The sequence below is a fragment of the Deinococcus ficus genome (genome assembly GCF_003444775.1).
In the GTDB taxonomy this organism is placed as follows: Bacteria; Deinococcota; Deinococci; order Deinococcales; family Deinococcaceae; genus Deinococcus; species Deinococcus ficus.
In genome coordinates, this window is record NZ_CP021081.1 from 1,177,166 (window position 1) to 1,198,417 (window position 21,252).

Here is a 21,252-nt window from a genome sequence, read left to right on the forward strand (position 1 = left end):
ATGAAGCACGTCTGAAGATGCCGCCCCGGGCTTTCCTCAGGCTTCTCAGAGACGCTGGACTCATGAACGAGGAAGAACTGTTGAGCACGCTATTTGCGCTGTTTCCTCATGCCGTGAAGGTGACCTCCGGCGGCACCACCTTCTGGTTCGCGGCCGGTGACCGGCGCCAGATGATGCCCTTCCTCACCCTTGTCACGGACGACGAGCACGACGCGGCGTCGAACCTGGGCCGGCCCGGCGTGTACCGCCTGAACGTGGGCCTCAGTGCCGACGAGTACCGCGGGCGCTTCGGCCCGCCGCCCCCGGCCCTCGGAGACGGTCAGACGGCCGTGCCCGGGCACGACCCGGCCGCCCTGGACGTCCTGATGCCCCACCCGGTCTACTCGGCCCTGTACTGGGCTTGCGTCCTGAGTCCCAGCCCGGCCACCCTGGCCCGGCTCACGCCTTTACTGCTGGCCGCCTACGACCGGGCCAGCCGCCGGGTGCGCTCCGGCACCTGACGGCTGGCCTCCAGCCCCCTGCCCGGCGTCAGGGCCGGCCGCAGCGGTACAGTTTCACGCTCCGGCCCTTCAGGACGGTTTCCTCCCCGGCCGCGCGCTGTTCCTGCGCCGCGTCGTCACTGGTGTCCACCAGCAGTTCCCAGTGCTGGCAGCCGCCCAGGGCCGGCAGGCGGAACGGCAGGTCCACGTACGAACTGCTCAGCAGCAGCAGCAGGTGGTCGTCCCGCAGGGGACGGCCCTCGTCGTCCACGTCGTCCAGGCCGTCGCCGTCCAGGAACATGCCCAGGCTCTGCGTCTGCGGGTTGTTCCAGTCCTCGTCGGCCATCTCCTGCCCGTCGAAGCGCAACCACACGATGTCCCGCACGTCCTCCCCGCGGATGTTGCGCCCCGAAAAGAACTTCCGGCGGTGCAGGCCCGGGTGCGCCTTGCGGATCCCGATGAGTTTGCGCGTGAAGGCGAGCAGGGCCTCGTCGCGGTTCGCCCAGTCGTACCAGCTGATCTCGTTGTCCTGACAGTAGGCGTTGTTGTTGCCGCGCTGCGTGCGGCCCATCTCGTCGCCGCCCAGCAGCATCGGCGTGCCCTGGCCCAGCAGCAGCGTCGCCAGGAAGTTGCGCATCTGCTGCGCGCGCAGGCGGTTGACCTCAGTGTCGTCCGTCTCGCCTTCCACGCCGCAGTTCCAGGTGAGGTTGTGGTTGTGGCCGTCCTGGTTGCCCTCGCCGTTCGCCTCGTTGTGTTTCTGCTCGTACGTCACGCTGTCGCGCAGCGTGAACCCGTCGTGGGCGGTCACGAAGTTGATGCTGGCGTACGGTTTGCGGCCGTTGAACTGGTACAGGTCGCTGCTGCCGGTCAGGCGGTAGCCCATCTCGGACGCCAGCCCGCCGTCCCCCTTCCAGAAGGCGCGCATGTCGTCGCGGTAGATGCCGTTCCACTCCGCCCAGTTCACCGGGAAGTTCCCGACCTGATAGCCGCCCTCGCCGACGTCCCACGGTTCGGCGATGAGTTTCACCTGCCCGATGATCGGGTCCTGGTGAATGATCGTGAAGAACCCCGACAGCTGGTCCACCTCGTGCAGGCCGCGCGCCAGCGTGCTGGCCAGGTCGAAGCGGAAGCCGTCCACGTGCATGTCCGTCACCCAGTAGCGCAGGCTGTCCATGATCAGCTGCAGCGTCTGCGGGTGGCGCACGTTCAGGCTGTTGCCGGTGCCGGTGTAATCGAAGTAGAAGCGCTCGTCGCCGGACACCAGCCGGTAGTACGTGGGGTTGTCGATGCCCTTGAACGACAGCGTGGGGCCCATGTGGTTGCCCTCGGCGGTGTGGTTGTACACCACGTCCAGGATCACCTCGATGCCGGCGTCGTGCAGGGCGCGGACCATGTTCTTGAATTCCGGCACGGCGCCCGCCGGGTCCCCGCGGCGCGCCGCGGCACTGTAGCGGACGTCCGGCGCGAAGAAGGACAGCGTGCTGTAGCCCCAGTAGTTGCTCAGGCCCTTGTCCAGCAGAAAGGGGTCGTCCACGTGCTGGTGCACCGGCAGAAACTCGATGGCGGTGATGCCCAGGTCCTTCAGGTACGACAGCACCGGTTCGGTCGCCACGCCCGCGTACGTGCCGCGCAGCGCCTCCGGGACGTCCGGGTGGGTTATGGTCAGGCCCTTGACGTGCGCCTCGTAGATCACCGACTGGTGAAAGGGCACGTCGGGTTTGACGTCCCCCACCCAGTTGAACAGCGGGTCGATCACGATGCCCAGCGGCGCGCCGCGCTGGTCCTCTTCCTGCTTGGTCAGGTCGTCGCCGCCGGGCACGTACCCGAACACGCCCCGGTCGAAACGCTCCGTGCCGTCCAGCGCCTTGGCGTAGGGGTCCAGCAGCACCACGTTCGGGTTGAAGCGCAGACCGCGTTCCGGCGCGTACTCGCCGTGCACCCGGTACCCGTAACGCTGCCCCGGCCCGACCCCGGGCAGGTAGCCGTGCCACACGAACGCGGTCTGCTCGGTCAGCGGAATGCGGGTCTCCTGGTCCTGCTCGTCGAACAGGCACAGTTCCACGCCCTGCGCGTTCTCGCTGTACAGCGCGAAGTTCGTGCCCCGGCCGTCCCAGGTGGCGCCCAGCGGGAAGGGGCGGCCCAGCAGGACGGCCGGACGGTCAGAGGTGAGGGCGGGGGCGGCGGGGGACGGGCTGGTCATCGGGAACGCTCCTTCCACGGCCCGGGCCGCTGGAGGGCGGCCGGGAGGCCGGAGATGCTGGGGTGGGCTGGACATGAGGAGGAGGTCCGGCGCGCCGGTCGTCACGTGGCGGCGGGGCGGACCTCATCAATGGAAACGTTACCAGAGCCCGGTCACGGCGCCCAGCGCCCGCGGGCATCCTTCAGGAAACTCCCAAGGGCGCCCGGGCGGCGGCGCGTCAGAAGCCCAGCGAGGCGCGCGGGCGGTCCAGTCCGTGCAGCTTTTCCGGCGTCCACAGCTCGTACGTGTACATCGGGTACTGCCGCTTGAAGCGCCCCACCCGGTCCCAGACTTCCCGCGACTCGTACGGCACCACCAGGATCAGGCGGATCACGCTGTCCTCGGCGTCGTAGATGTAGAAGTCGAAGTGGAAGGACTGCTCGTGCCCGCGGTCCGTGAACAGCGGGAAGCTGAACGCCCGGTACCGCCACGCCTTGTTCCGGGTGGTCAGGATTTTCGCGGCCACGCGCTTGAGGTTGCTGTCCGGAAAGGTCAGTTTCTGCCCGTCGCGGTCCACGAACACCGTGTCCGGCGCCGGCGCGTCCAGCTGCACGCGCCGCAGTTCCGGCAGGGCCTTTTTCACCTTGGGTGCGCGGGGCGCCCCGGAACGCGCGCCGGCCGTGCTGCTCCCGGCGCTGCCGGCCGGGCGGGCGCCTGTGCGTTTGCGGTCCCCGCCCCTTTCTCCCGGTCGGCCCTCGGAGGGGCCCCCGCTGCGTGCCCCAGTCTTGCGCGGGTGGCTGGCGCGGCCCTCACCGGCCGCGGCCCGCGGCCCGCCGGGACGGGCGCCGGGCTTGCGGCTGGGCGTTTCCTTGGCGGCCGGTTCGTCGTTCAGGCCGGCCAGCGTGCGGCGGGGCCGGGAGGTGTCGCGCGTGGACCCGTCCCGGCTGCGTGCTGAGTTCTTTTTCGGAGCGTGTCCCCGTGATCCTTTTCTTGGCCCCGTCATGCCCGCAGTGTAGGGCAGGGCCGGGAAGTCCGGGCGGGACCGGGAGAAGACGGAAAGGCATGGGATTGTCACCACCACGGTAGCGACACCTGCGGCAATGCCCGGTCTACGCTCACGCTATGACGCCCCTCCTCACCGGACTGGACCACGTGCAGATCGAAGCGCCCGCCGGTTGCGAACCCCAGGCCCGCGCCTTCTACGGCAGTGTGCTGGGCCTCCCGGAACTCCGCAAACCCGCACCGCTGGAGGCCCGCGGCGGGTGCTGGTTCGCCCTCCCGGACGGCCGGCAACTGCACGTGGGCGTCACCCCGGAATTCCAGCCCCGCCGCAAGGGCCACCCCGCCTTCCGCACCGCCGACCTCCGCGCCGTGCAGGCGCACCTGGACGCCCACGGCATCCCCCACCAGACCGACGCGGAGGCCGGGGAGCCCCGCGCCTTCTTCCAGGACCCCTTCGGCAACCGGCTGGAAATCGTGCAGGGCGGCCACCCCGCCAGGCCCCTGCCCACCCGCTGAGCTGTTCCACCGCCCGTGACGCGCCGCTTCCGGGCCCGCGCCTAGAATGCCCCCATGACCGACGCCCACCCCACCGCGCCCACCCGGGGCGAAGTGCCGCGCGACACCCTGATCCGCTGGCTCAACGAGTACCTGAACGTCCCCGGCATCCAGGACCTCAGCCTGAACGGCCTGCAGATCGAGGGCACCGACGTGATCCGCCGCGTGGCCGCCAGCGTGGACAGCAGCGCCAAGACCATCCAGCACGCCGCGGACGCTGGCGCCGACCTGCTGCTCGTGCACCACGGCCTGTTCTGGGGCAAGGCCCTGCCCATCACCGGGCCGCACCGCACCCGCGTGCGCACCGCCCTGATGGCCGACCTGAACCTGTACGCCGCCCACCTGCCCCTGGACGCCCACCCGGAAGTGGGGAACAGCGCCATGATCGCCCAGGCCCTGTCGCTGCAGGGCGCCCAGCCGTTCGCCGAGTGGATGGGCACCCGGGGCGGCTGGTACGGCGAGCTACCCTTCGAGCAGTCCCTGCAGGACTTCGCGGACCGCGTGCAGAAACTCACCGGGGAAATCTGCCTCGTGCACGGCGGCGGCATTCCCACCGTCCGTCGCCTCGGCATCGTGACCGGCAGCGGCGCGGAGTACATCGCCGAGGCCGCCGCGCTGGGCCTGGACACCCTGCTCACCGGCGAACCCGAGCACAAGCACTTCCACGACGCCTTCGAGTACGGCGTGAACGTCGTGTACGCCGGCCACTACGAGACCGAGGTGTTCGGCGTGCGCGCCCTGGCCGCGAAACTCGAGGAGGAGTTCGGCCTGCCCTGGCAGTTCCTGCACCACCCCACCGGCCTGTGACCCACCCCCACGACCCCCCCGGCGGCCGGTTCATCACCTTCGAGGGCCCGGAAGGCGCCGGGAAAACCACCCAGATCACGCACCTGACCCGGCACCTGGATGTGGCCGGCGTGCCACACCTGCTCACGCGCGAGCCCGGCGGCACGCCCCTGGGCACCCGCGTGCGCGAGGTGGTGCTGGACCCGGCCCTGCACATCGACCCGCTGCCGGAATTCCTGCTGTACAGCGCCAGCCGTGCGCAGCTCGTGCAGGACGTCATCGGGCCGGCCCTGGCGCGCGGTGAGGTGGTCGTCTGCGACCGCTACGCCGACTCCAGCCTCGCCTACCAGGGCGCCGGCCGCGGCCTGGACGCCGGGCTGCTGCGTTCAGTCACGCACGCCGCCACCGGGGGCCTCACCCCGGCGCTGACCGTGCTGCTGGACCTGGACCCCCGCCTGGGCCTGGAACGTGCCGCGGCGCGCGGGCAGCCCGACCGGCTGGAACAGGCCGACCTGGGCTTCCACGACCGGGTCCGCGCCGGCTTCCTGGCGCTGGCGGCGGGCGAACCGGACCGTTTCCTGGTCCTGGACGCCACCCGGCCCGCCGACGACCTCGCCCGGACCATCTGGGACGCGGTCCGGGCGAGACTGGCGCTGGGCTGACCTTCAGCTGCGGGTTCTGGGCAGGGGAGGCCGCGCGGTGGCGCCGGACTCCACCTTCAGGCCCGGCAGTCTCACCTCGAACAGCGTGGGCCAGTTCTTGCCGCCCAGCAGCATCGTGCCGCGCTCCGGGATGAACGCGATGCCGTTCGGCACGTCGTCGAAGGTGGGTTTCACGCCCTTGCGCAGCGCCGTCGCGGCCGCCTCGCGGGCCAGGGGCGTCAGGTCGATCCAGGCGGTCACCGCGCCCGTCTTCGGGTCGATCTTCGCCACGCGCGGCGTGAGCCACACGTTCGCGTACACGAACCCCTGCACGAACTCCAGCTCGTTCAGGTTCTTCACCGGCTGCCCGTCGTCCGTGACGTTCACGGTCTTCGTCACCGCGAAAGTCTTCGGGTCCCGCCAGGACAGCGCGCTGCTGCCGTCGCTGGTGATCAGGGCCTTGCCGTCGTTCGTGATGCCCCAGCCCTCGCCCTTGTACTTGAACCGCCCCACCTCGCGCATGGACTTGCCGTCCAGCGCGAACGCCACGCCCTCCTGCCAGGTCAGGTGGTAGATCACGCCGTCCAGCAGCGTGGCCCCCTCCCCGAACGCCGTGCTGATCGGCGTGGGCACGCTCTGCACGACCTTGCCGGTCTTCAGCTCCACGCGCCGCACCCCGGACTTCCCGACCTGCCCGGTGCTTTCCAGCAGCAGACCGCCGCCCAGGTACTGCAGCCCCTGCGTGAAGGCCGTCAGGTCGTGCGGGTACCGCGCCGTGACCACCGGGCGCACCAGCGGCGCCTTCGCCGTGCGGGCCGGCGCGGCCGCCTGACCGGCAGGGAAACTCAGGGCGGGCAGCAGGGCGGTCAGGCACAGCAGGGGAGACGGAAAACGCATCCCGCCCACTCTAGCCCCGGGGCGTCATGAGCAGGGTGGGTGTTCCTTCATCAGTGTCCAGCGCGGCCGTCCAGCAGCGCCCCGGCCAGGGCCGCCACCCGCTCGTCCGGGTCCCGCCGCAGGGTTTCCAGCGGCCCCCACTCCTCCCAGCGGGCCAGCGCCCACGCCGCCGCGTCCCGGACCTCCCAGGCGGGGTCGGCCAGGCCGGCGTCCAGCAGCGGCCGGCCGCGCGGGTCGCGGGTGTTGCCGATCACGGTCAGGGCGTTGCGGGCCATGCCCTTGCGGCGGGGCCGCAGGAACGCCGTGCCGCGGAAGCGCCGCTCGAACTCACGTTCACTCACGTGGAAGAACGCCGAGAGGTCCGGGTGCGCCAGCTCCGGGTCCGGCCGCAGGAACCGGCCCAGGCCGCCTTCCCGCCCGGCGGCCCGCACGGACCAGGGGCAGACTTCGCTGCACACGTCGCAGCCGAACAGCCACCCGCCCATGCCCGCACGCAGGTCCAGCGGCACCGGCCCGCGGTGCTCGATCGTCAGGTACGACACGCAGCGCCGCGCGTCGATGGCCCGGTCGTCCCCGATGGCTGCGGTGGGGCAGGCGGTCACGCAGCGCGTGCAGCGCCCGCAGCGGTCCGGGTGCACCTCCCCGGGCGCCGCGCCGGGCAGGTCCGTGAGCAGCACCGCCAGCGTCACGAACGCGCCCAGGTCCGTGCTGACCGTCATGCCGGACTTCCCGCGCCAGCCCAGGAACGCCCCGTTCGCGAACAGGCGCTCCATGACCGGGCCGTGATCCACGTACCCCTTCGCCCGCACCCCCAGTGCGGCCGCCTCGCGCTCCAGACGCTCCAGCACCGGCTGCAGCTGGTGGTGGTAGTCGGGTGTCCAGGCGTAGCGCGCCACCCGGCCCAGTCGCACCCCGCCCGCCGGCACGGGCAGCGGCGCAAACCCGTGGGACACGCCCAGCACCAGCACGCTCGCGGCGCCCTCCAGCCGCGACTGCGGCTCGGCCCGGGCAGGCAGCTGCCGCTCCAGGTACCCCATGCCCGCGTGCCGCCCGGCGCCCAGCCACGCGGCGTACTCCTGCACGCTTCCGGCCGGCACGGCGGCCGGCGCCCAGCCCACGGTGTCCGCGCCCAGGTCCAGCGCCAGGGCAGAGAGGAGGTCATGGGCCGACATCCCGCACAGTATGCCCCGAAGCGCAAAAGAAGAACCCGCCCGAAAGCAGGTTCCGGGGGGCTGGGCCCGCTCAGCGGTCCAGGCTCGCCTTCGCCAGCTTCCAGGCGTGCTCGAACACCTCGCCGCGCTCCGGGTGCGCCATCACCCGGCCCAGGCCATCGGCCAGCGTCATGGACGGCACGTGCACCTCCGTCACCCTGTCACAGCCGGAGAACACCGCCTCCACGCGCACCATCTCGCCTTCCTGCGCGGTCAGAGCGAACCGCACGCCCTCGCCGGTCAGTTCGATGCCGCACAGGTCCCCGCCCTCGCGGCTGCACTTCCCGGCGCGGAACTCGACGTGGTTGAGGTTGCGCCACTTCAGCGCGTCCCCCACGAACCCCGCGAACAGCCGCGCCGGCAGGTCGTTGCGGCCCGCGTGCCGCACCGTCATCTCCCGAACGTGGCGCAGCTGCCGGGCCGCCTCGGGCGTGTCGAAGATCTGCGCCAGCGCCTCGCGCCAGTTCGCGCTGCGGCTCCAGCTCAGGTCCGCCAGTGCGTAATGCCGCCCCGGCGGAATGTCCAGGCTCAGGCTGTCCACGATCAGCTGATCGGCCACCTCCGTGAGTTCCTTGAGCAGCACGCCGGTCGGCCGGGCGTCCGACCCCCACCACACGTGGTTCACGGTTGCCGAACGCAGCAGCGGCAGAACCGCGCCCTGCAACTGCGCCTCGTTCGCGTCCAGCACCAGCCGCTCCACGTACAGCCCGTGGCCCTGCGGCACCAGGCTCGCGTGCACCTTCAGGTCGTCCTTGCCGTCCATCAGGCCGATGATCTGCCGCCCCGCGTACCGCCCCTCCAGGCCGGTCAGGGCCTCCTCCACGCGCCTCAGGTGCTCGCGGGTGGTCAGGGCCACGATGTTGCCGGTGTATGCCCGCGTCTCCACGTTCGTGCGGGACCACAGCTCGTCCAGCGTCGCCTGCGCCTTCTGCACGGTCGTGCTCACCGGCCCGAAGGGTTTCACCAGAGTCATGCCTCACCTCCTGTCACGGTCACAGCCTCCGCCAGCGGCGGTCCGGGCCCATCAGGTCGTCGGCCGCGTCCGGCCCCCAGGTGCCCGCCGCGTAATTCGGGAACTCCGCCGCCGCCCGGCCGTCCCAGGCCTCCAGCAGGCCCGAGACGATCTGCCAGGCGTGGTCCACCTCGTCCTCGCGGGGAAACAGCGTCGCGTCGCCCAGCATGGCGTCCAGCAGCAGGCGCGAGTACGGGCTTTCCAGCTGCGCGCCGAACGCGTCGTACCGGAAGTCCATCACGACCTCCCGCAGGTCCATCTCCTGCCCGGGCGTCTTGCTGGAGAACTTCAGGCTCACGCCCTCGTCCGGCTGGATGCGGAACGCCAGGACGTTGCGCTCCACGCCGCTCGGGAACAGGCTCAGCGGCGGGCGTTTGAACACCACCGCGATCTCCGTAACCTTCTTCGGCAGCCGCTTCCCGGTCCGCAGGTAGAACGGCACGCCCTCCCAGCGCCAGTTGTCCACCTCCAGTTTCAGGGCCACGTAGGTGGGCGTGGTGCTGCCCTCCTTCACGTTCGGTTCCTCCCGGTACCCCGGCACCGCCTCGCCGTACAGGGAGCCCGGCCCGTACTGCCCGCGCACCGCCACGCTCCGCACCCGGCCGCGCGGTATGGGTTTCACGGCCCGCAGGACCTTGACCTTCTCGTCGCGGATCGCGTCGGCGTCCAGCGCCGCCGGGGTCTCCATGGCCGTCAGGGCGAACAGCTGCATCAGGTGGTTCTGCAGCATGTCGCGCACCACCCCGGCCTCCTCGTAGTACCCGGCGCGGCCTTCCAGGCCCAGGTCCTCGGCGGCGGTGATCTGCACGTGGTCCACGTACCCGCGATTCCACAGCGGCTCGAAGATGCTGTTCCCGAAGCGGATCGCCATCAGGTTCTGCACCGTCTCCTTGCCCAGGTAATGGTCGATGCGGTACACCTGCGACTCGTCCCACACGTGATGGATCGCGTCGTTCAGCGCCCGGGCGGACTCCAGGTCCCGTCCGAAGGGCTTCTCGATCACCAGTCGCCGCCAGCCTTCGGCCTGGTCGTTCAGGCCCAGGCGGCCCAGGCCGTCACTGATCACCTCGAACAGGCTGGGCGGCACCGACAGGTAGAACAGCGCGTTCTTCCGCCCGCCGTGCGCGGTCTGCGCGCGGTCCAGTTCCACCTGCACGCGGCGGAACACGTCGTCCCCGCTGAAATCCCCGCCCTCGTAGTACAGCAGGTCCCGGAATTTCTCCAGGCTGCCTTCCTTGATCTCGTCCGTTTCCTTGCTGGTCTTCAGGGCGTTGAGTGCGAAGTCCTGGAACTGCTCGTCGGTCATCTCCTGCCGCCCGACGCCCACGATGTTGAAGGCGCTGCCCAGCAGGCCGTCCTGCCACAGGCCGAACACCGCCGGGAGCAACTTGCGCTGCGCGAGGTCCCCGGTCGCGCCGAAGATCACCAGCGTCGCCGGTTCCGGCGCGCGCCGGCGGCGCATCAGCGCGCGGAAGGGGTTGCGGCCGTCGTCCTCCGGCCCGGCGTGCGGCACCCGCTGCCGGGACCGCGGCGAGGTGCGTTTCTTCGGGGCGGCCGGCACGGGGCTGTCCGGGGCCGGGGCGGGCTGCGCCACGCCGTCGTCCTGCTGCGCGGTGCGGCGCTCCACCGCCCGGCGCGTGCCGGCCGTGGAGGGCTTCCTGACCGGCTCGGCCGGCACGGCCGCCGACTTTGCCGAGGTTGCCTTCCTCGCCTTGGTTGCCGCAGCCTTTCTGGTCGGAGCCGCCTTCCTGCTTCCCTTTCCGCCGGTCATCCGTCACCTTTCACGCGCTGCTGCCCGGTCTCCCCGAGTTCCTGCGCGGCGCTCGCCCCGCGGTCGGGCGTGGCCGCGGCGGCCGCAGGAATGTTCTCGGGCGCGGCGGCCTTCGGGGACTCGCCGGCCTGCACCGCCGGGACGAGGCCCTCCTGCTTGGTGGCTTCCAGGGTCTTCACGGCGTGCCCGCCGAACGCGCGGCGCATCGCCGAGAGCATCTGCCCGGCGTAGCTGACCTCCTGCTGGCTGCGGAAGCGCATCTGGGTCGCCAGGGTGATCACCGGGGTGGGCACGCCCAGTTCTACGCTGTCGATGATCGTCCAGCGGCCCTCCCCGCTGTCCGCCACGTAATCCGACAGGGCGTTGAAGTCCGCGCTGTTTTTCAGCGCCTCGGCCGTCAGGTCCAGCAGCCAGCTGCGGACGACGCTGCCGTGCCGCCACAGTTCGGCGATCTGCGCCATGTTCAGGTTGAAGTCGTGGTGGGCCTTCATCAGCTCGAAGCCCTCGGCGTACGCCTGCATCATGCCGTACTCGATGCCGTTGTGGACCATCTTCACGTAGTGCCCGGACCCGCTCGGGCCCATGTGGCCCCACCCGCGGTCCGGGGCGGGCGCCAGCGCCTCGAACACGGGACGCAGGCGTTCCACGGCCTCCGGGGCGCCGCCGATCATCATGGCGTAGCCTTCCTTCAGGCCCCACACGCCGCCCGAGGTGCCCACGTCCACGAAGTGCAGGCCCCGCGCCGCGAGTTCCTGCGCGCGGCGCTGCGTGTCCTTGTAGTTGCTGTTCCCGCCGTCGATGATGATGTCCCCCGGCGCCAGCCGGCTGGCCAGATCGTCGATGACGGCCTGCGTGATCGGGCCGGCCGGGACCATCACCCACACCGCCCGGGTGCCGGGTTCGCCTAGGGACGCGATCAGGTCCTCCACGCTGCGCACCGCCACGGCGCCCTGCGCGGCGATGTTCTGCAACGCGTCCTCGCTGCGGTCGTAGCCCACGACCTCCTGCCCGCCCCCCAGCAGCCGCAGCACCATGTTCCCGCCCATCTTGCCCAGACCGACCATGCCGATTCTCATGGGCGGCATCATACGCCCGGCCCCGCAGCGCCGAATCAGCCGGACCTTGATGGGCAGGTAAGACTTCCTGGCTGGGGTGGGAAGCTGGAGCCCAAAGGTCCCCCCGGCCCGGTGCTAGCCTGCGGGCATGACCGCCACCGTCCCTCACGTTTCCCCGCTGGAGAAGGCCGCGCGGGGCGAACGCCTGAACGCCGCCGAGATCGAGGCGCTGTACCACCTACCCCTTCCGGACGTGGCCGCCGTCGCGCACGACCTGCGCATGCAGCGGCGCGACCCGGACACCGTGTCCTTCCTGATCGACCGGAACATCAACTACACCAACGTGTGTAACGTGGGCTGCAACTTCTGCGCCTTCTACCGCACCAAGCGCCAGGCGGACAGCTACACCCTGGACTACGAGCACATCAGCCGCAAAATCACCGAACTGGAACAGGAGGGCGGCACCCGCATCCTGCTGCAGGGCGGCGTGAACCCGGACCTGGGCCTGGACTACTACACGGGTATGCTCCGGCACGTCAAGGCGCACCACCCCACCATCCGCATCGACGCGTTCTCCCCGGAAGAAGTGCTGTTCATGGAAAAGACCTTCGGGCTGACCCTGGACGAGCTGCTCGACACCCTGATGGAGGCCGGCCTGGACGGCCTGCCCGGCGCGGGCGGCGAGATCCTGGAGGACGACGTGCGCAAGAAGGCCGCGCCCGCCCGCATCCGCGCCGCTGACTGGTTCCGCATTCAGGACGCCGCGCAGCGCAAGGGCCTGTACACCATCTCCACCATGGTGATCGGCTTCGGCGAGACGTACGCCCAGCGCGCCAACCACCTCCTGAAGATCCGTGAACAGCAGGACAAGGCCCTGCGCGACTACGCCGGGAACGGCTTCGCGGGCTTCGCCATGTGGACCCTGCAGACCGAGAACACCCGCCTGCACGGCAAGGCGCCCGGCGCCACCGCGCACGAGTACCTGCAGCAGCTCGCCATCGCCCGCATCGCGCTGGACAACGTGCCGAACATCCAGACGTCCTGGCCCGCGCAGGGCTTCAAGGTGGCGCAGGCGGCGCTCTACTACGGCGCGAACGACCTGGGTTCCACCATGCTGGAGGAGAACGTCGTGTCGGCCGCCGGCGGGCACGACCGCCACCGCGCCACCGTGCGCGAACTGATCCGCATCGCCGTGGACGCCGGATTCACGCCGGTGATCCGCAACAGCCGCTTCGAGATCATCGAACGGCCCGACGCGGAGGCCATCCTGAACCGACGGGACGAGAACCCGGAAGCGGAACGGGCCGTCGGCGCCGGCGCTTAAAGGATGTGATTGGAAGGGGCGGACGGGATCATTCCCCGTCCGCCCCTTCCTGATTGCCCTTTACGCCGCGTGGTGGCGGCCGTACTCCTGCTCCAGCGCCAGCCGGCCTTCCAGATCCCCGAGCGCCTCGGCGTACAGGGCCGCGTCCACGCCCGGCAGGGTCGCCAGGAACCGCGCCGCGTCCGCCAGGGTGGGGTGCGCGCTGTGGTGGTGCCAGCCGGGGCCCTCGGCGAGCAGTTCGGCCCGGGTACCGCGCAGGAGGAACCTCACGCGGCCTCCTGCCGTCCGCGTATCGCTGAAGTGACGGGTGACGTTCATGCCGGCAGTATGCCGGGACGGGCCGCGCGGGCCATCCGCCGAAATGATGACCGGGCGGCGTTCGTGTCCGTTCCGTTAAGGCCGCCCCGGCCCCCGCCGCGGCAGGCCCCCCTACGCTGACGCTACGCCCGCCAAGGGCCGCCGGGGTCCTCCCGCCGGTCCTGGACGTCCCTGCCTGAAGACCCCTGGAGGTGCAGCCATGAATGATGACGTGCGAGCGTCCCCCCGGACCCCCGACCCCGGCGCCACGGTCACGGAGGTTCGCCGCGAACCGGCCCCCGTGCCCGAACGCCGCGGTTCCCCCCTGATCGGCACCCTGCGCAACGTGATGCTGGGCCTGCTCGCCCTGGCAGTCCTGGGCGCCGGGCTGGGCATCTGGCTGTCCGGGGACCGCCGGGAGGCCGCGGACACCGGTACCGCTGCGGCCGACGCGACCACGCCCGCCACCCCGGACGGGAACGACACCACCGGCACCGCGCCGGTCGGGGCGACGCCCGGCACGCCCACCGGCGCGCAGACGGACGGCCCGGCCGCGCCGCAGGAGGTCGCGCAGGTCACCCAGCCCGCCTACGACGTGGATTCCCCGAAGGCGCTGTACGAGGCCGCCTGCGCGAGCTGCCACATGCCGGACGGCCGCGGCGCGGTCGGCGCGGCCCGCTACCCGGCGCTGGCAAACAACCCGCGCCTGGCGCAGTACCAGTACCCGGCCACCTTCATCATGAACGGCGCCGGCGCCATGCCCACCTTCCAGCGGCACCTGACCGACCAGCAGGTCGCGGACGTCATCAACTACGTCCGCACGGAACTCAACGACTACACCGACACCGTGGACGCCGGCATGATCGCGCCATTCCGCAGGCCCACGCCCACCCCCGACATTGACGGAGCCGCCGGATGACCCCTGACCCCACCCGTTCCACGCCCGGCCCGGCCGTGACGCGCCGCAGCTTCCTGGAGATGCTGGGCCTGATCGGCGGCAGCACCCTCGCCTACCACTCCATGACCGCCCTGGGCCTCGCCGCGGCCAGCCCGCAGTCCCCCCGCCCGCAGCTGCAGGGCCGCGGGGACGGGAAGAAGGTCCTGATCCTGGGGGCCGGGCTGGCCGGCATGGCTTCCGCGTACGAGTTGCAGAAAGTCGGGTACGACGTGCAGATCCTGGAGTACCAGGACCGCGCCGGCGGCCGCGCCTGGACGCTGCGCGGCGGGGACACGTACACCGAACTGGGCGGCGCCACGCAACGCGTGACGTTCCAGCGCGGCAACTACTTCAACCCCGGGCCGTGGCGCGTGCCGTACCACCACCACGCCTTCCTGGATTACGCGCGGGAGTTCGGCGTGCAGCTCGAGCCGTTCATTCAGAACAGCGATCAGGCGTACGTGCACCGGGACGGCGCGACCCCCGCCCGTCTGCGGATGCGGGAGGTCCGCGCGGACTTCCACGGGCACGTCGCGGAACTGCTCAGCAAGAGCCTCAGCAGCGGCGCCCTGGACCAGCCGCTCACCGGAGAGGACCGCGAGCGGCTGCTGGACGCCCTGCGCACCTGGGGCGCCCTGGACCGCAACGGCAGGTACTTGGAGGGCTTCATCAGTGCCAACCACCGCGGCTACGACGTCTCACCCGGCGACCGCCTCCAGGCCGGGGAGCCGTCCACGCCCACCTCGCTCTCCTTCCTCCTGCAGCACGGTTTCTGGGAGGACATCGTCCCCGCGCTGACCTACGACCACCAGAACACCATCTTCCAGCCGGTCGGCGGGATGGACGCGCTCGCGCAGGCCTTCGCGCGGCGCGTGAACCGCTTCATCACGTTCCAGGCCGACGTGAAGTCCCTGACCGCCACGGACAGCGGCGTGCAGGTCACGTACACCGACCGGCAGAGCGGCGCGGACCGGCAGGTGAGCGCCGACTACTGCATCTGCGCCCTTCCCCTGAGCGTGCTGTCGCAGAAGGAAGTGAACGTGGACGACGAGCTGAAACGCGCCGTGCGGGAGGTGCCGTACGCGCCCAGCTTCAAGGCCGGGCTGGAGATGAAACGCCGCTTCTGGGAGGAGGATGACCGCATCTACGGCGGCGTGACGTACACGAACCTGCCCATCCAGCTGATCAGCTACCCGTCCGGCGGCCTGAACCGCGACCGCAGCGGCGTGCTGCTGGCCGCCTACCAGTTCGGGGCGTACGCCACGAAGTACAGCGGCATGACCCCTCAGGCCCGCCTGGACCTTGTGCGGCGGGACGTGCAGGCCATTCACCCGCAGGCGAACGCCGAGTACCGCAGCGGCGTCTCGGTCGGCTGGCACCGCGTCCCCTGGGCGCTGGGGTGCTACGGCATGTACACCGACGAGGGCCGCAAGACGACCTATGAGGTGATCTCCCGCCGGCACGGCCGGGTCATGCTGGCCGGCGAGCACGTGAGCTACTGGAGCGGCTGGCAGGAGGGCGCGCTGCTCTCCGCGATCAGTGCCGTGCAGGGCATTCATGAGGCCGCCCGGGCCTGACGCCCTGAGGCACGTGAAAGAGGGTGGCCCTTGCAGAAGGCCACCCCCGTTCCTGTTCCGGTCACGTCAGGGTTTCGGGGTCCCGTCCTTGCGCTCCTTCTCCTCGGCGCGGCGCCGCAGCTCGGACGCCAGGTCCGTGAAGTCGCGGGCGCTGGGCAGCACCTGCCGGGACTGCCCCTTGGCTTCCTGAATCACCTTCACCTGCTCGGTCCGGCCGCTGTCTGGCAGGCCCAGGCGCTTGCGCTCGAAGTAGTTCTGCGCCAGGCGGCCCAGTGCGAACGTCCAGCCGTACACGGCGGGCGCGGTGATCAGGCCGCCCACCAGCGGCAGGGCCAGTTTCGCCACGCCGCGCATCACCTGCCGGGCCGCGAGCCCGTACGCGAAGGTGGCGCCCAGTTCCTTGGCGATCTCCAGGGCGCGGTCGGCGGTGAGTTCGTACCCGTAGATCTTGCCGATGTGCAGCACCATCTTCGCCTGCACGGGCGTGATCAGCAGCATGTCCGCAAAGGGAATGGGTTCCACGGCGATCGCGCCGGACAGCAGCGCGGCGCCCTTGATGACCTCATCCACGTTCTCGTCGCGGCTGAGGTCCGGGTCGATGTCGAAATTGAAGTTGTCAAGCACCTGCTTGATCAGGGGGGGCAGCATACGGTCACTGTAGCCGCCGCCCGGCGGCGTGCGTGAGGGAGGGCTGATGTTCGGTTCATGCCGCCCCCACGCCCGGCCGGGCACTCAGCGTTTCCAGCGCACCCCGTCCTTGGTGTCCTCCACGGTCACGCCCACGCGGGTCAGGGTGTCGCGCAGTTCGTCGGCCTGCGCGTACTGCTTTTGCAGGCGGTAGTTCTGCCGGGCCTTCAGGACCAGGTCCATCAGGGCGTCCACGACCTCCGAGTCGTCCTGCGCCGCGGCGCCCGTCTCCGCGAACAGGCCCAGCACGCCGCCGCCCAGCGTGCGGTAGGCGTCCAGCGCCGCTTCCAGACTGGCCCGGCCCACCCGGCCCTGGTTCAGGTTCAGCGCGGCGTTCACGTCCCCGGTCAGGCCAAACAGCGCCGCGACGGCCTTGGGCGTGTTGAAGTCGTCGCGCATGGCGTCCTCGAACGCCCGCACGTGCGCGGCCACCCGGGCGTCCAGCGCGGCGTCCGTGCCCTCCGGGGCGTCCTTCAGGGCGCGTTCCAGGTTGCCCAGCGCCTCGGTGATGCGGCGGTAACCGTTCTTCGCGGACTCGAAGGGTTCCTCGCCGAACTCGGTGACGCTGCGGTAGTGGCTGCTCACCAGCAGGAATCGCACCACCATCGGGTCGTATTTTTTCAGCACGTCCTGAATGGTCGTGAAGTTGCCCTTGCTCTTGCTCATCTTCTCGCCGTTCACGGTGAGCATGTTGTTGTGCATCCAGTACCGTGCGAACGCGTGCCCGGCCGCCTCGGCCTGCGCGATCTCGGCCTCGTGATGCGGGAACTGCAGGTCCAGCCCGCCGCCGTGAATGTCGAAGCCCTCACCCAGGTACTTCAGGCTCATGGCGCTGCACTCGATGTGCCACCCGGGGAAGCCCACGCCCCACGGGGAGTCCCAGCGCATCAGGTGCTCGGGCTCGGCGCGTTTCCACAGCGCGAAGTCGCGCGGGTCGCGTTTCTCCTCGCGGACCGTTTCCCGGGTGCCTTCCTCCTGGTCGTCCAGTTTCCGGCCGGACAGCTTGCCGTACTCCGGCCAGGACCGCACGTCGAAGTACACGCTGCCGCCGGACTCGTACGCGTGCCCGCGCTCGATCAGCTCCTGAATCAGCGCGATCTGCTCCTGGATGTGCCCGGTCGCGCGGGGGTTGATGCTGGGCCGGCGCACGTTCAGGTCGTCCATGTCCTTGAAGAACGACCAGAAGTACTTGTCGGCGACCTCCATGGGCTCCAGTTTCTCCAGCCGGGCGCGGGCGAGCATCTTGTCCTCGCCGTCGTCGCTGTCGTCCTGCAGGTGGCCCACGTCGGTGATGTTCGCCACGAACCGCACCCGGTACCCGAAGTGCTCGAAGGTGCGCCGCACCACGTCGAACGCCACCTCCTTCTTCGCGTGCCCCAGGTGCGCGTCGCTGTACACCGTCGGGCCGCACAGGTACATGCCGACGTGGCCGGGCGTGGACGGCGTGAACGGCACCTTCTGGCGCTGCATGGTGTCGTACAGGACGATGTGCGGATCGGGGGTGCGTGCGGGCTGGCTCATGGAACTCCTTTGAGGGGCAATGAAAAACCGCGCCACTGTCCACAGGGGAAGGGCGCGGCAGGCGTGAAGCGTCGCTTACCGCGGGGGTGGGCAACACAGGGCCGTCATGCGCGCAGCATAGCAGGCCGCGCGCATGACCGGCGACCCTAGTGCAGCTGCGCCGGGTCGGCCGCCCGGCCCGCCGGCTGCGGCAGGGGCGGCCCGCCCGCGCCCGCCGGGGCGTTCAGTGTGCGGATCAGCGTGTCCGTGAACGCCCGGATCACCGGCAGCTGCGCCCGCTGCGGCTGCACCGCCAGCGCCAGCGGCCGCAGCAGCGGGACCGGCAGCGGCAAGGTCAGCAGGCCCGGCGGGAGCGGCAGCAGCGCCAGCCGCGGCATGATCGTGACCCCCAGTCCGTGCGCCACCATGCTCAGAATCACGCTGTCCTGACCGTTTTCTACCAGGTTCGTCAGCGACAGCCCGTGCCCGTTCAGGTACGCCCGGATGCGCAGGTGGCAGGTGTCGCGGCTGGGCGGCAGGAACAGCGTCTGCTGCCCGATCTCCTCGATCACCACCGGGTGCTCCCCCCGCGACTGCGGCGCCACGAACAGGTACTCGTCGTGCGCCAGGGGTTGCAGCGTCAGGTCGCTCAGGTCGTCCCGCACGACCACCGCCACGTCCACCACGCCGCTGCGCACCGCGTGCTCGCCGCCACCGCAGGCGTCCGCCTCGCTGTCCAGCAGCTGCACCCGCACCCCGGGATGCCGCGCGCGGAACGCCACCAGCGCCGGCGGCAGCAGGTGCGTGGCCGCCGACCGGTACGACGCGATCCGCAGGGTGCCGCGCAACTCGTCGGGCTCCTGTGCGGCGAGCATCACGTCCGCCGCCGCCTGCAGGGCCGCCCGGGCGTGCCCCAGTACGCGAGCGCCCGCCCCGGTGGGCACGGTGCCCGCCGGGCCCCGCCGCAGCAGGGGCCGGCCCGCGAGGTCCTCCAGCTTGCCCACCGCCTCGCTCAACGTGGACTGAGACACGCCCAGTTCCGCGGCGGCCTCGCTGAAACCGCCCGCGTCGGTCACGGCGACCAGCGCGCGCAGCTGCGCCAGGGTCGGGGTGGGGGAGACCGCGTCGGGCCTTGGGGAGCGCGCCATGACCCAGTGTACGCATCACTCACCCGGCTGCGCATCGGGAAAACCGATGGGCTCCGGGGTCCGTTCCAGCCGCACCCGATGGTCAGCCGGGCACCCCGCGCGGCACCATGCATCCCATCAGCCCGCCCCGGCCCGACACCCACTCACCCCCAGGAGGCCCCACATGACCTGCCCCGCCCTTGACCTCCACACCGTCCCGGCCGCCCCCACCCTGCCTGCCCTGCGCCTCCAGGCGCCGCACGCCCAAGCCGCCCAGGCCGTTTACGTCATGGAAATCACCACGCCGGACGGCCAGCCCGCCGCGCCTACGCTGCCCGGCTGGACCCTGCGCGTCTGGCCGGTCGCCCGCCTCGGCGACGCCACGCTGGAAGCCGCCGGCCCCGGCAGCCCCGACAGCCTGCGCCTCGCCCTGACCGCCAGCGGGTACGGTGTGCTCGGCCCGATTCGCGCCCGAAGCGCCTAAGAAACCTCCACGCCCGCGCCTGAGTCCCTACAGGGCCGGCGCGGGCTCCACCTTGCCGTTCAGGCCGATCACCTCGGCCACGCCCGCCGCGTCCAGCCGCGCGACGAACCCCGCCTCCTCCCGGTACGCCATGCCGCTGTCCAGGCCCAGGCACGCCCCCCCGGCGTACGGCACTGGCGCGCCCACGTTCGCCTCCGGCAGGAAGTCCTCCCGCAGGATGTACACCGGCGTGTGCCCGTGCGCCAGCCGCTGCCCGCCGAACACCATCAGCGTCCGCGCCGCGATCTCCACGCCGTCCGGCCGCACGAACGCGAACCGGTCCGAGAAGGCGTTCGCAAAGTCCCCCCACACGTCCGGGTCGGCCGAGCGCAGCATCCCCGTGACCTGCGCGTTCACCTCCCGGATGCTGCGCCCCAGCCGCAGGTACATCGAGCTGTCCGCGTGCATCAGCAGCCACGGGCCCGCCAGCACCATCGCCGGCCGGTCTGCCAGCCAAGCCCGGTCCGCGGCGTCCATCCGCTCCGCATCCGCCTCCAGGCCCCCGTTGCGCAGCCAGTACTCCCGGAACCCCAGCCCGTCATGCGGGTCCAGCGGCCGGAACCGCTGCGCCGCCAGGAACATCACCTCATGGTTCCCCAGCAGCGCCGTGACCCGGCCCCCCGCGTCCTCCGCCTGCAACTCCAGCGCCCGGATGAATGCCACCACCCGTGCTCCGTCCGGCCCGCGGTCCAGGTAATCCCCCAGGAACACCAGGTGTGAGTCCTCCGCCGCCCAGCGGCCCCCCAGGTCGATCAGGCCCGCCTGCAACAGCAGGGACCGCAGCTTGTTCAGGGCGCCGTGCACGTCCCCCACCACCCACAGGTCGCGGTCGGCCGCCGCACGCATGGGCGTGCTCGCGGGCCGGACGGGCCGGGCACGGCGGTCGGTCACCCCTCCTCCTGCTCCCGTGCCGCATTGTCCTGCTGTTCCTCGCTGCCGGGGGCGGGCAGGGTGCGCCAGGCGGTCATGCGTTCGGTGATGTCCTCCTGAAGCCGGCGCACGTTGCGTTCCAGGTGCCCCTTGGCGCCGTCCAGTTCGTGCCGCAGGCGCATGATCTCCTCGACCCCGGCGAGGTTCACGCCGAGTTCCTGCGTGAGGCGGCGAATCTCGCGGAGGTGCTCGATGTCGCGCTCGGAATACAGCCGCGTCTTGCCGCTGCTGCGCCCGGGGCGGATCAGCTGCTTGCGTTCGTACAGCCGCAGCGTCTGGGGGTGCATGTCCACCAGTTCCGCCGCGATGCTGATCACGTACACGGGCCGGTCCTTGGGGTCCACGCTGCCGTCCGGGGCGGGCAGCGCCTGCGGCCGCGACTGCTGCTCCCGCAGTTCTCCCTCGATGCGCTGGATCTCGGCCTCGAACTCGCCCTGCAGGTCGTCCAGCTCGTGTTGCAGGCGCATGACCTCCTCGACCCCGGCGAGGTTCACGCCGAGTTCCTGCGTCAGGCGGCGAATCTCGCGAAGGTGCTCGATGTCGCGCTCGGAGTACAGGCGCGTCTTGCCGCTGCTGCGCCCGGGGCGGATGAGGCCCTTGCGTTCGTAGAGTCTGAGGGTCTGGGGGTGCATGTCCACCAGTTCCGCCGCCACCGAGATGACGTACACCGGGCGCTGCTTGGAATCGGAGGGCATAAGCAAGGCTGAGTATACCGGAAGCAGGTAATTGAGCCGGCCCCCCACGAACGCCTCATGCGTCGTC

21 protein-coding genes are annotated in these 21,252 nt (G+C 71.0%); 8 read left to right on the forward strand and 13 right to left on the reverse strand.

The genetic code is table 11. The features are described 5' to 3' along the window. Positions 1–62: 62 nt before the first annotated feature. Positions 63–500: a DUF6194 family protein gene (locus DFI_RS05800; protein WP_027462481.1), complete on the forward strand. Its 438-nt coding sequence runs from the start codon at positions 63–65 to the stop codon at positions 498–500. A gap of 28 nt (positions 501–528) precedes the next feature. On the opposite strand, the gene glgX is transcribed toward DFI_RS05800, so the two are convergent. Next, positions 529–2,679 (reverse strand): glycogen debranching protein GlgX, encoded by a 2,151-nt coding sequence (gene glgX, locus DFI_RS05805; protein ID WP_043777597.1) that lies wholly within the window; start codon positions 2,677–2,679, stop codon positions 529–531. A 217-nt stretch (positions 2,680–2,896) separates the two neighbouring features. Beyond that, a complete protein-coding gene (locus DFI_RS05810; protein ID WP_027462483.1) occupies positions 2,897–3,661 on the reverse strand; it encodes a hypothetical protein in 765 nt (254 codons plus the stop codon). 119 nt (positions 3,662–3,780) lie between these two features. Between DFI_RS05810 and DFI_RS05815 the strand changes: the two genes are divergently transcribed. From DFI_RS05815 to tmk, 3 genes are read left to right on the forward strand one after another with little or no spacing between them, the layout of a single operon-like run. Continuing rightward, positions 3,781–4,176, forward strand: coding sequence for a VOC family protein (locus DFI_RS05815; protein WP_027462484.1), 396 nt, complete (start codon positions 3,781–3,783; stop codon positions 4,174–4,176). A 54-nt stretch (positions 4,177–4,230) separates the two neighbouring features. Continuing rightward, on the forward strand, positions 4,231–5,022 hold the full coding sequence (locus DFI_RS05820; RefSeq protein WP_022802271.1) for a Nif3-like dinuclear metal center hexameric protein: 792 nt from the start codon (positions 4,231–4,233) through the stop codon (positions 5,020–5,022). After that, positions 5,019–5,663: a dTMP kinase gene (tmk, locus tag DFI_RS05825; protein ID WP_027462485.1), complete on the forward strand. Its 645-nt coding sequence runs from the start codon at positions 5,019–5,021 to the stop codon at positions 5,661–5,663. The genes DFI_RS05820 and tmk overlap by 4 nt, the downstream gene beginning before the upstream one ends. 3 nt (positions 5,664–5,666) lie before the next feature. Here tmk and DFI_RS05830 read toward each other — a convergent pair whose 3' ends face one another. The 5 genes from DFI_RS05830 to gnd all read right to left on the reverse strand — a co-directional run bounded on the left by DFI_RS05830 (position 5,667) and on the right by gnd (position 11,609). Further along, positions 5,667–6,539, reverse strand: coding sequence for a glutaminyl-peptide cyclotransferase (locus DFI_RS05830; RefSeq protein ID WP_081425787.1), 873 nt, complete (start codon positions 6,537–6,539; stop codon positions 5,667–5,669). Positions 6,540–6,589: 50 nt separating this feature from the next. Further along, entirely contained in the window at positions 6,590–7,711 is a 1,122-nt protein-coding gene (gene queG / locus DFI_RS05835) for a tRNA epoxyqueuosine(34) reductase QueG (protein WP_027462487.1), read from the reverse strand. Positions 7,712–7,781: 70 nt separating this feature from the next. Further along, positions 7,782–8,723, reverse strand: a complete 942-nt coding sequence (locus DFI_RS05840) for a glucose-6-phosphate dehydrogenase assembly protein OpcA (protein ID WP_022802267.1) — start codon at positions 8,721–8,723, stop codon at positions 7,782–7,784. Positions 8,724–8,742: 19 nt separating this feature from the next. After that, entirely contained in the window at positions 8,743–10,533 is a 1,791-nt protein-coding gene (gene zwf, locus DFI_RS05845) for a glucose-6-phosphate dehydrogenase (RefSeq protein ID WP_027462488.1), read from the reverse strand. Continuing rightward, positions 10,530–11,609 carry a phosphogluconate dehydrogenase (NAD(+)-dependent, decarboxylating) gene (gene gnd, locus DFI_RS05850; RefSeq protein ID WP_027462489.1) on the reverse strand — a complete coding sequence of 360 codons (1,080 nt, stop codon included), beginning with the start codon at positions 11,607–11,609 and terminating at the stop codon, positions 10,530–10,532. Before gnd ends, zwf begins: the two co-directional genes overlap by 4 nt. 127 nt (positions 11,610–11,736) lie before the next feature. On the opposite strand from gnd, the gene mqnC reads away from it, so the two are divergent. After that, positions 11,737–12,912 (forward strand): cyclic dehypoxanthinyl futalosine synthase, encoded by a 1,176-nt coding sequence (mqnC, locus tag DFI_RS05855; protein WP_027462490.1) that lies wholly within the window; start codon positions 11,737–11,739, stop codon positions 12,910–12,912. Between the two features lie 60 nt (positions 12,913–12,972). On the opposite strand, the gene DFI_RS05860 is transcribed toward mqnC, so the two are convergent. Beyond that, a complete protein-coding gene (locus DFI_RS05860; RefSeq protein ID WP_027462491.1) occupies positions 12,973–13,230 on the reverse strand; it encodes a hypothetical protein in 258 nt (85 codons plus the stop codon). A gap of 199 nt (positions 13,231–13,429) precedes the next feature. Between DFI_RS05860 and DFI_RS05865 the strand changes: the two genes are divergently transcribed. Together DFI_RS05865 and DFI_RS05870 are read left to right on the forward strand one after the other, a co-directional pair. Continuing rightward, positions 13,430–14,128, forward strand: coding sequence for a c-type cytochrome (locus DFI_RS05865; protein WP_051307624.1), 699 nt, complete (start codon positions 13,430–13,432; stop codon positions 14,126–14,128). After that, entirely contained in the window at positions 14,125–15,723 is a 1,599-nt protein-coding gene (locus DFI_RS05870) for a flavin monoamine oxidase family protein (RefSeq protein WP_043777600.1), read from the forward strand. The genes DFI_RS05865 and DFI_RS05870 overlap by 4 nt, the downstream gene beginning before the upstream one ends. Positions 15,724–15,789: 66 nt before the next feature. Here DFI_RS05870 and DFI_RS05875 read toward each other — a convergent pair whose 3' ends face one another. From DFI_RS05875 to DFI_RS05885, 3 genes are all read right to left on the reverse strand, one after another. Further along, complete coding sequence (locus DFI_RS05875; RefSeq protein ID WP_022802260.1) at positions 15,790–16,371, reverse strand: YcjF family protein; 582 nt, start codon at positions 16,369–16,371, stop codon at positions 15,790–15,792. Positions 16,372–16,455: 84 nt separating this feature from the next. Next, positions 16,456–17,931: a cysteine--tRNA ligase gene (gene cysS, locus DFI_RS05880; protein WP_027462494.1), complete on the reverse strand. Its 1,476-nt coding sequence runs from the start codon at positions 17,929–17,931 to the stop codon at positions 16,456–16,458. Positions 17,932–18,077: 146 nt separating this feature from the next. Then, entirely contained in the window at positions 18,078–19,058 is a 981-nt protein-coding gene (locus DFI_RS05885) for a LysR family transcriptional regulator (RefSeq protein WP_051307625.1), read from the reverse strand. Positions 19,059–19,221: 163 nt separating this feature from the next. On the opposite strand from DFI_RS05885, the gene DFI_RS05890 reads away from it, so the two are divergent. After that, on the forward strand, positions 19,222–19,521 hold the full coding sequence (locus DFI_RS05890; protein WP_051307627.1) for a hypothetical protein: 300 nt from the start codon (positions 19,222–19,224) through the stop codon (positions 19,519–19,521). Positions 19,522–19,548: 27 nt separating this feature from the next. Here the strand turns inward: DFI_RS05890 and DFI_RS05895 are convergent, their stop codons facing one another. Together DFI_RS05895 and hspR are read right to left on the reverse strand one after the other, a co-directional pair. Continuing rightward, positions 19,549–20,451: a metallophosphoesterase gene (locus DFI_RS05895; protein WP_244940332.1), complete on the reverse strand. Its 903-nt coding sequence runs from the start codon at positions 20,449–20,451 to the stop codon at positions 19,549–19,551. Next, positions 20,448–21,185, reverse strand: coding sequence for a heat shock protein transcriptional repressor HspR, fused homodimer type (gene hspR, locus DFI_RS05900; protein ID WP_027462496.1), 738 nt, complete (start codon positions 21,183–21,185; stop codon positions 20,448–20,450). Before hspR ends, DFI_RS05895 begins: the two co-directional genes overlap by 4 nt. Positions 21,186–21,252 lie beyond the last annotated feature (67 nt).

What these genes read in the sequence shown, in the direction of transcription:
- glgX (WP_043777597.1), bottom strand. Translation starts at nt 2,679, where the DNA reads ATGACCAGCCCGTCCCCCGCCGCCCCCGCCCTCACCTCTGACCGTCCG.
- DFI_RS05875 (WP_022802260.1), bottom strand. Translation starts at nt 16,371, where the DNA reads ATGCTGCCCCCCCTGATCAAGCAGGTGCTTGACAACTTCAATTTCGAC.
- gnd (WP_027462489.1), bottom strand. Translation starts at nt 11,609, where the DNA reads ATGAGAATCGGCATGGTCGGTCTGGGCAAGATGGGCGGGAACATGGTG.
- DFI_RS05820 (WP_022802271.1), top strand. Translation starts at nt 4,231, where the DNA reads ATGACCGACGCCCACCCCACCGCGCCCACCCGGGGCGAAGTGCCGCGC.
- DFI_RS05865 (WP_051307624.1), top strand. Translation starts at nt 13,430, where the DNA reads ATGAATGATGACGTGCGAGCGTCCCCCCGGACCCCCGACCCCGGCGCC.
- mqnC (WP_027462490.1), top strand. Translation starts at nt 11,737, where the DNA reads ATGACCGCCACCGTCCCTCACGTTTCCCCGCTGGAGAAGGCCGCGCGG.
- DFI_RS05885 (WP_051307625.1), bottom strand. Translation starts at nt 19,058, where the DNA reads ATGGCGCGCTCCCCAAGGCCCGACGCGGTCTCCCCCACCCCGACCCTG.
- queG (WP_027462487.1), bottom strand. Translation starts at nt 7,711, where the DNA reads ATGTCGGCCCATGACCTCCTCTCTGCCCTGGCGCTGGACCTGGGCGCG.
- DFI_RS05800 (WP_027462481.1), top strand. Translation starts at nt 63, where the DNA reads ATGAACGAGGAAGAACTGTTGAGCACGCTATTTGCGCTGTTTCCTCAT.
- DFI_RS05830 (WP_081425787.1), bottom strand. Translation starts at nt 6,539, where the DNA reads ATGCGTTTTCCGTCTCCCCTGCTGTGCCTGACCGCCCTGCTGCCCGCC.
- DFI_RS05890 (WP_051307627.1), top strand. Translation starts at nt 19,222, where the DNA reads ATGACCTGCCCCGCCCTTGACCTCCACACCGTCCCGGCCGCCCCCACC.
- DFI_RS05860 (WP_027462491.1), bottom strand. Translation starts at nt 13,230, where the DNA reads ATGAACGTCACCCGTCACTTCAGCGATACGCGGACGGCAGGAGGCCGC.
- zwf (WP_027462488.1), bottom strand. Translation starts at nt 10,533, where the DNA reads ATGACCGGCGGAAAGGGAAGCAGGAAGGCGGCTCCGACCAGAAAGGCT.
- DFI_RS05870 (WP_043777600.1), top strand. Translation starts at nt 14,125, where the DNA reads ATGACCCCTGACCCCACCCGTTCCACGCCCGGCCCGGCCGTGACGCGC.
- hspR (WP_027462496.1), bottom strand. Translation starts at nt 21,185, where the DNA reads ATGCCCTCCGATTCCAAGCAGCGCCCGGTGTACGTCATCTCGGTGGCG.
- cysS (WP_027462494.1), bottom strand. Translation starts at nt 17,931, where the DNA reads ATGAGCCAGCCCGCACGCACCCCCGATCCGCACATCGTCCTGTACGAC.
- DFI_RS05815 (WP_027462484.1), top strand. Translation starts at nt 3,781, where the DNA reads ATGACGCCCCTCCTCACCGGACTGGACCACGTGCAGATCGAAGCGCCC.
- DFI_RS05810 (WP_027462483.1), bottom strand. Translation starts at nt 3,661, where the DNA reads ATGACGGGGCCAAGAAAAGGATCACGGGGACACGCTCCGAAAAAGAAC.
- DFI_RS05840 (WP_022802267.1), bottom strand. Translation starts at nt 8,723, where the DNA reads ATGACTCTGGTGAAACCCTTCGGGCCGGTGAGCACGACCGTGCAGAAG.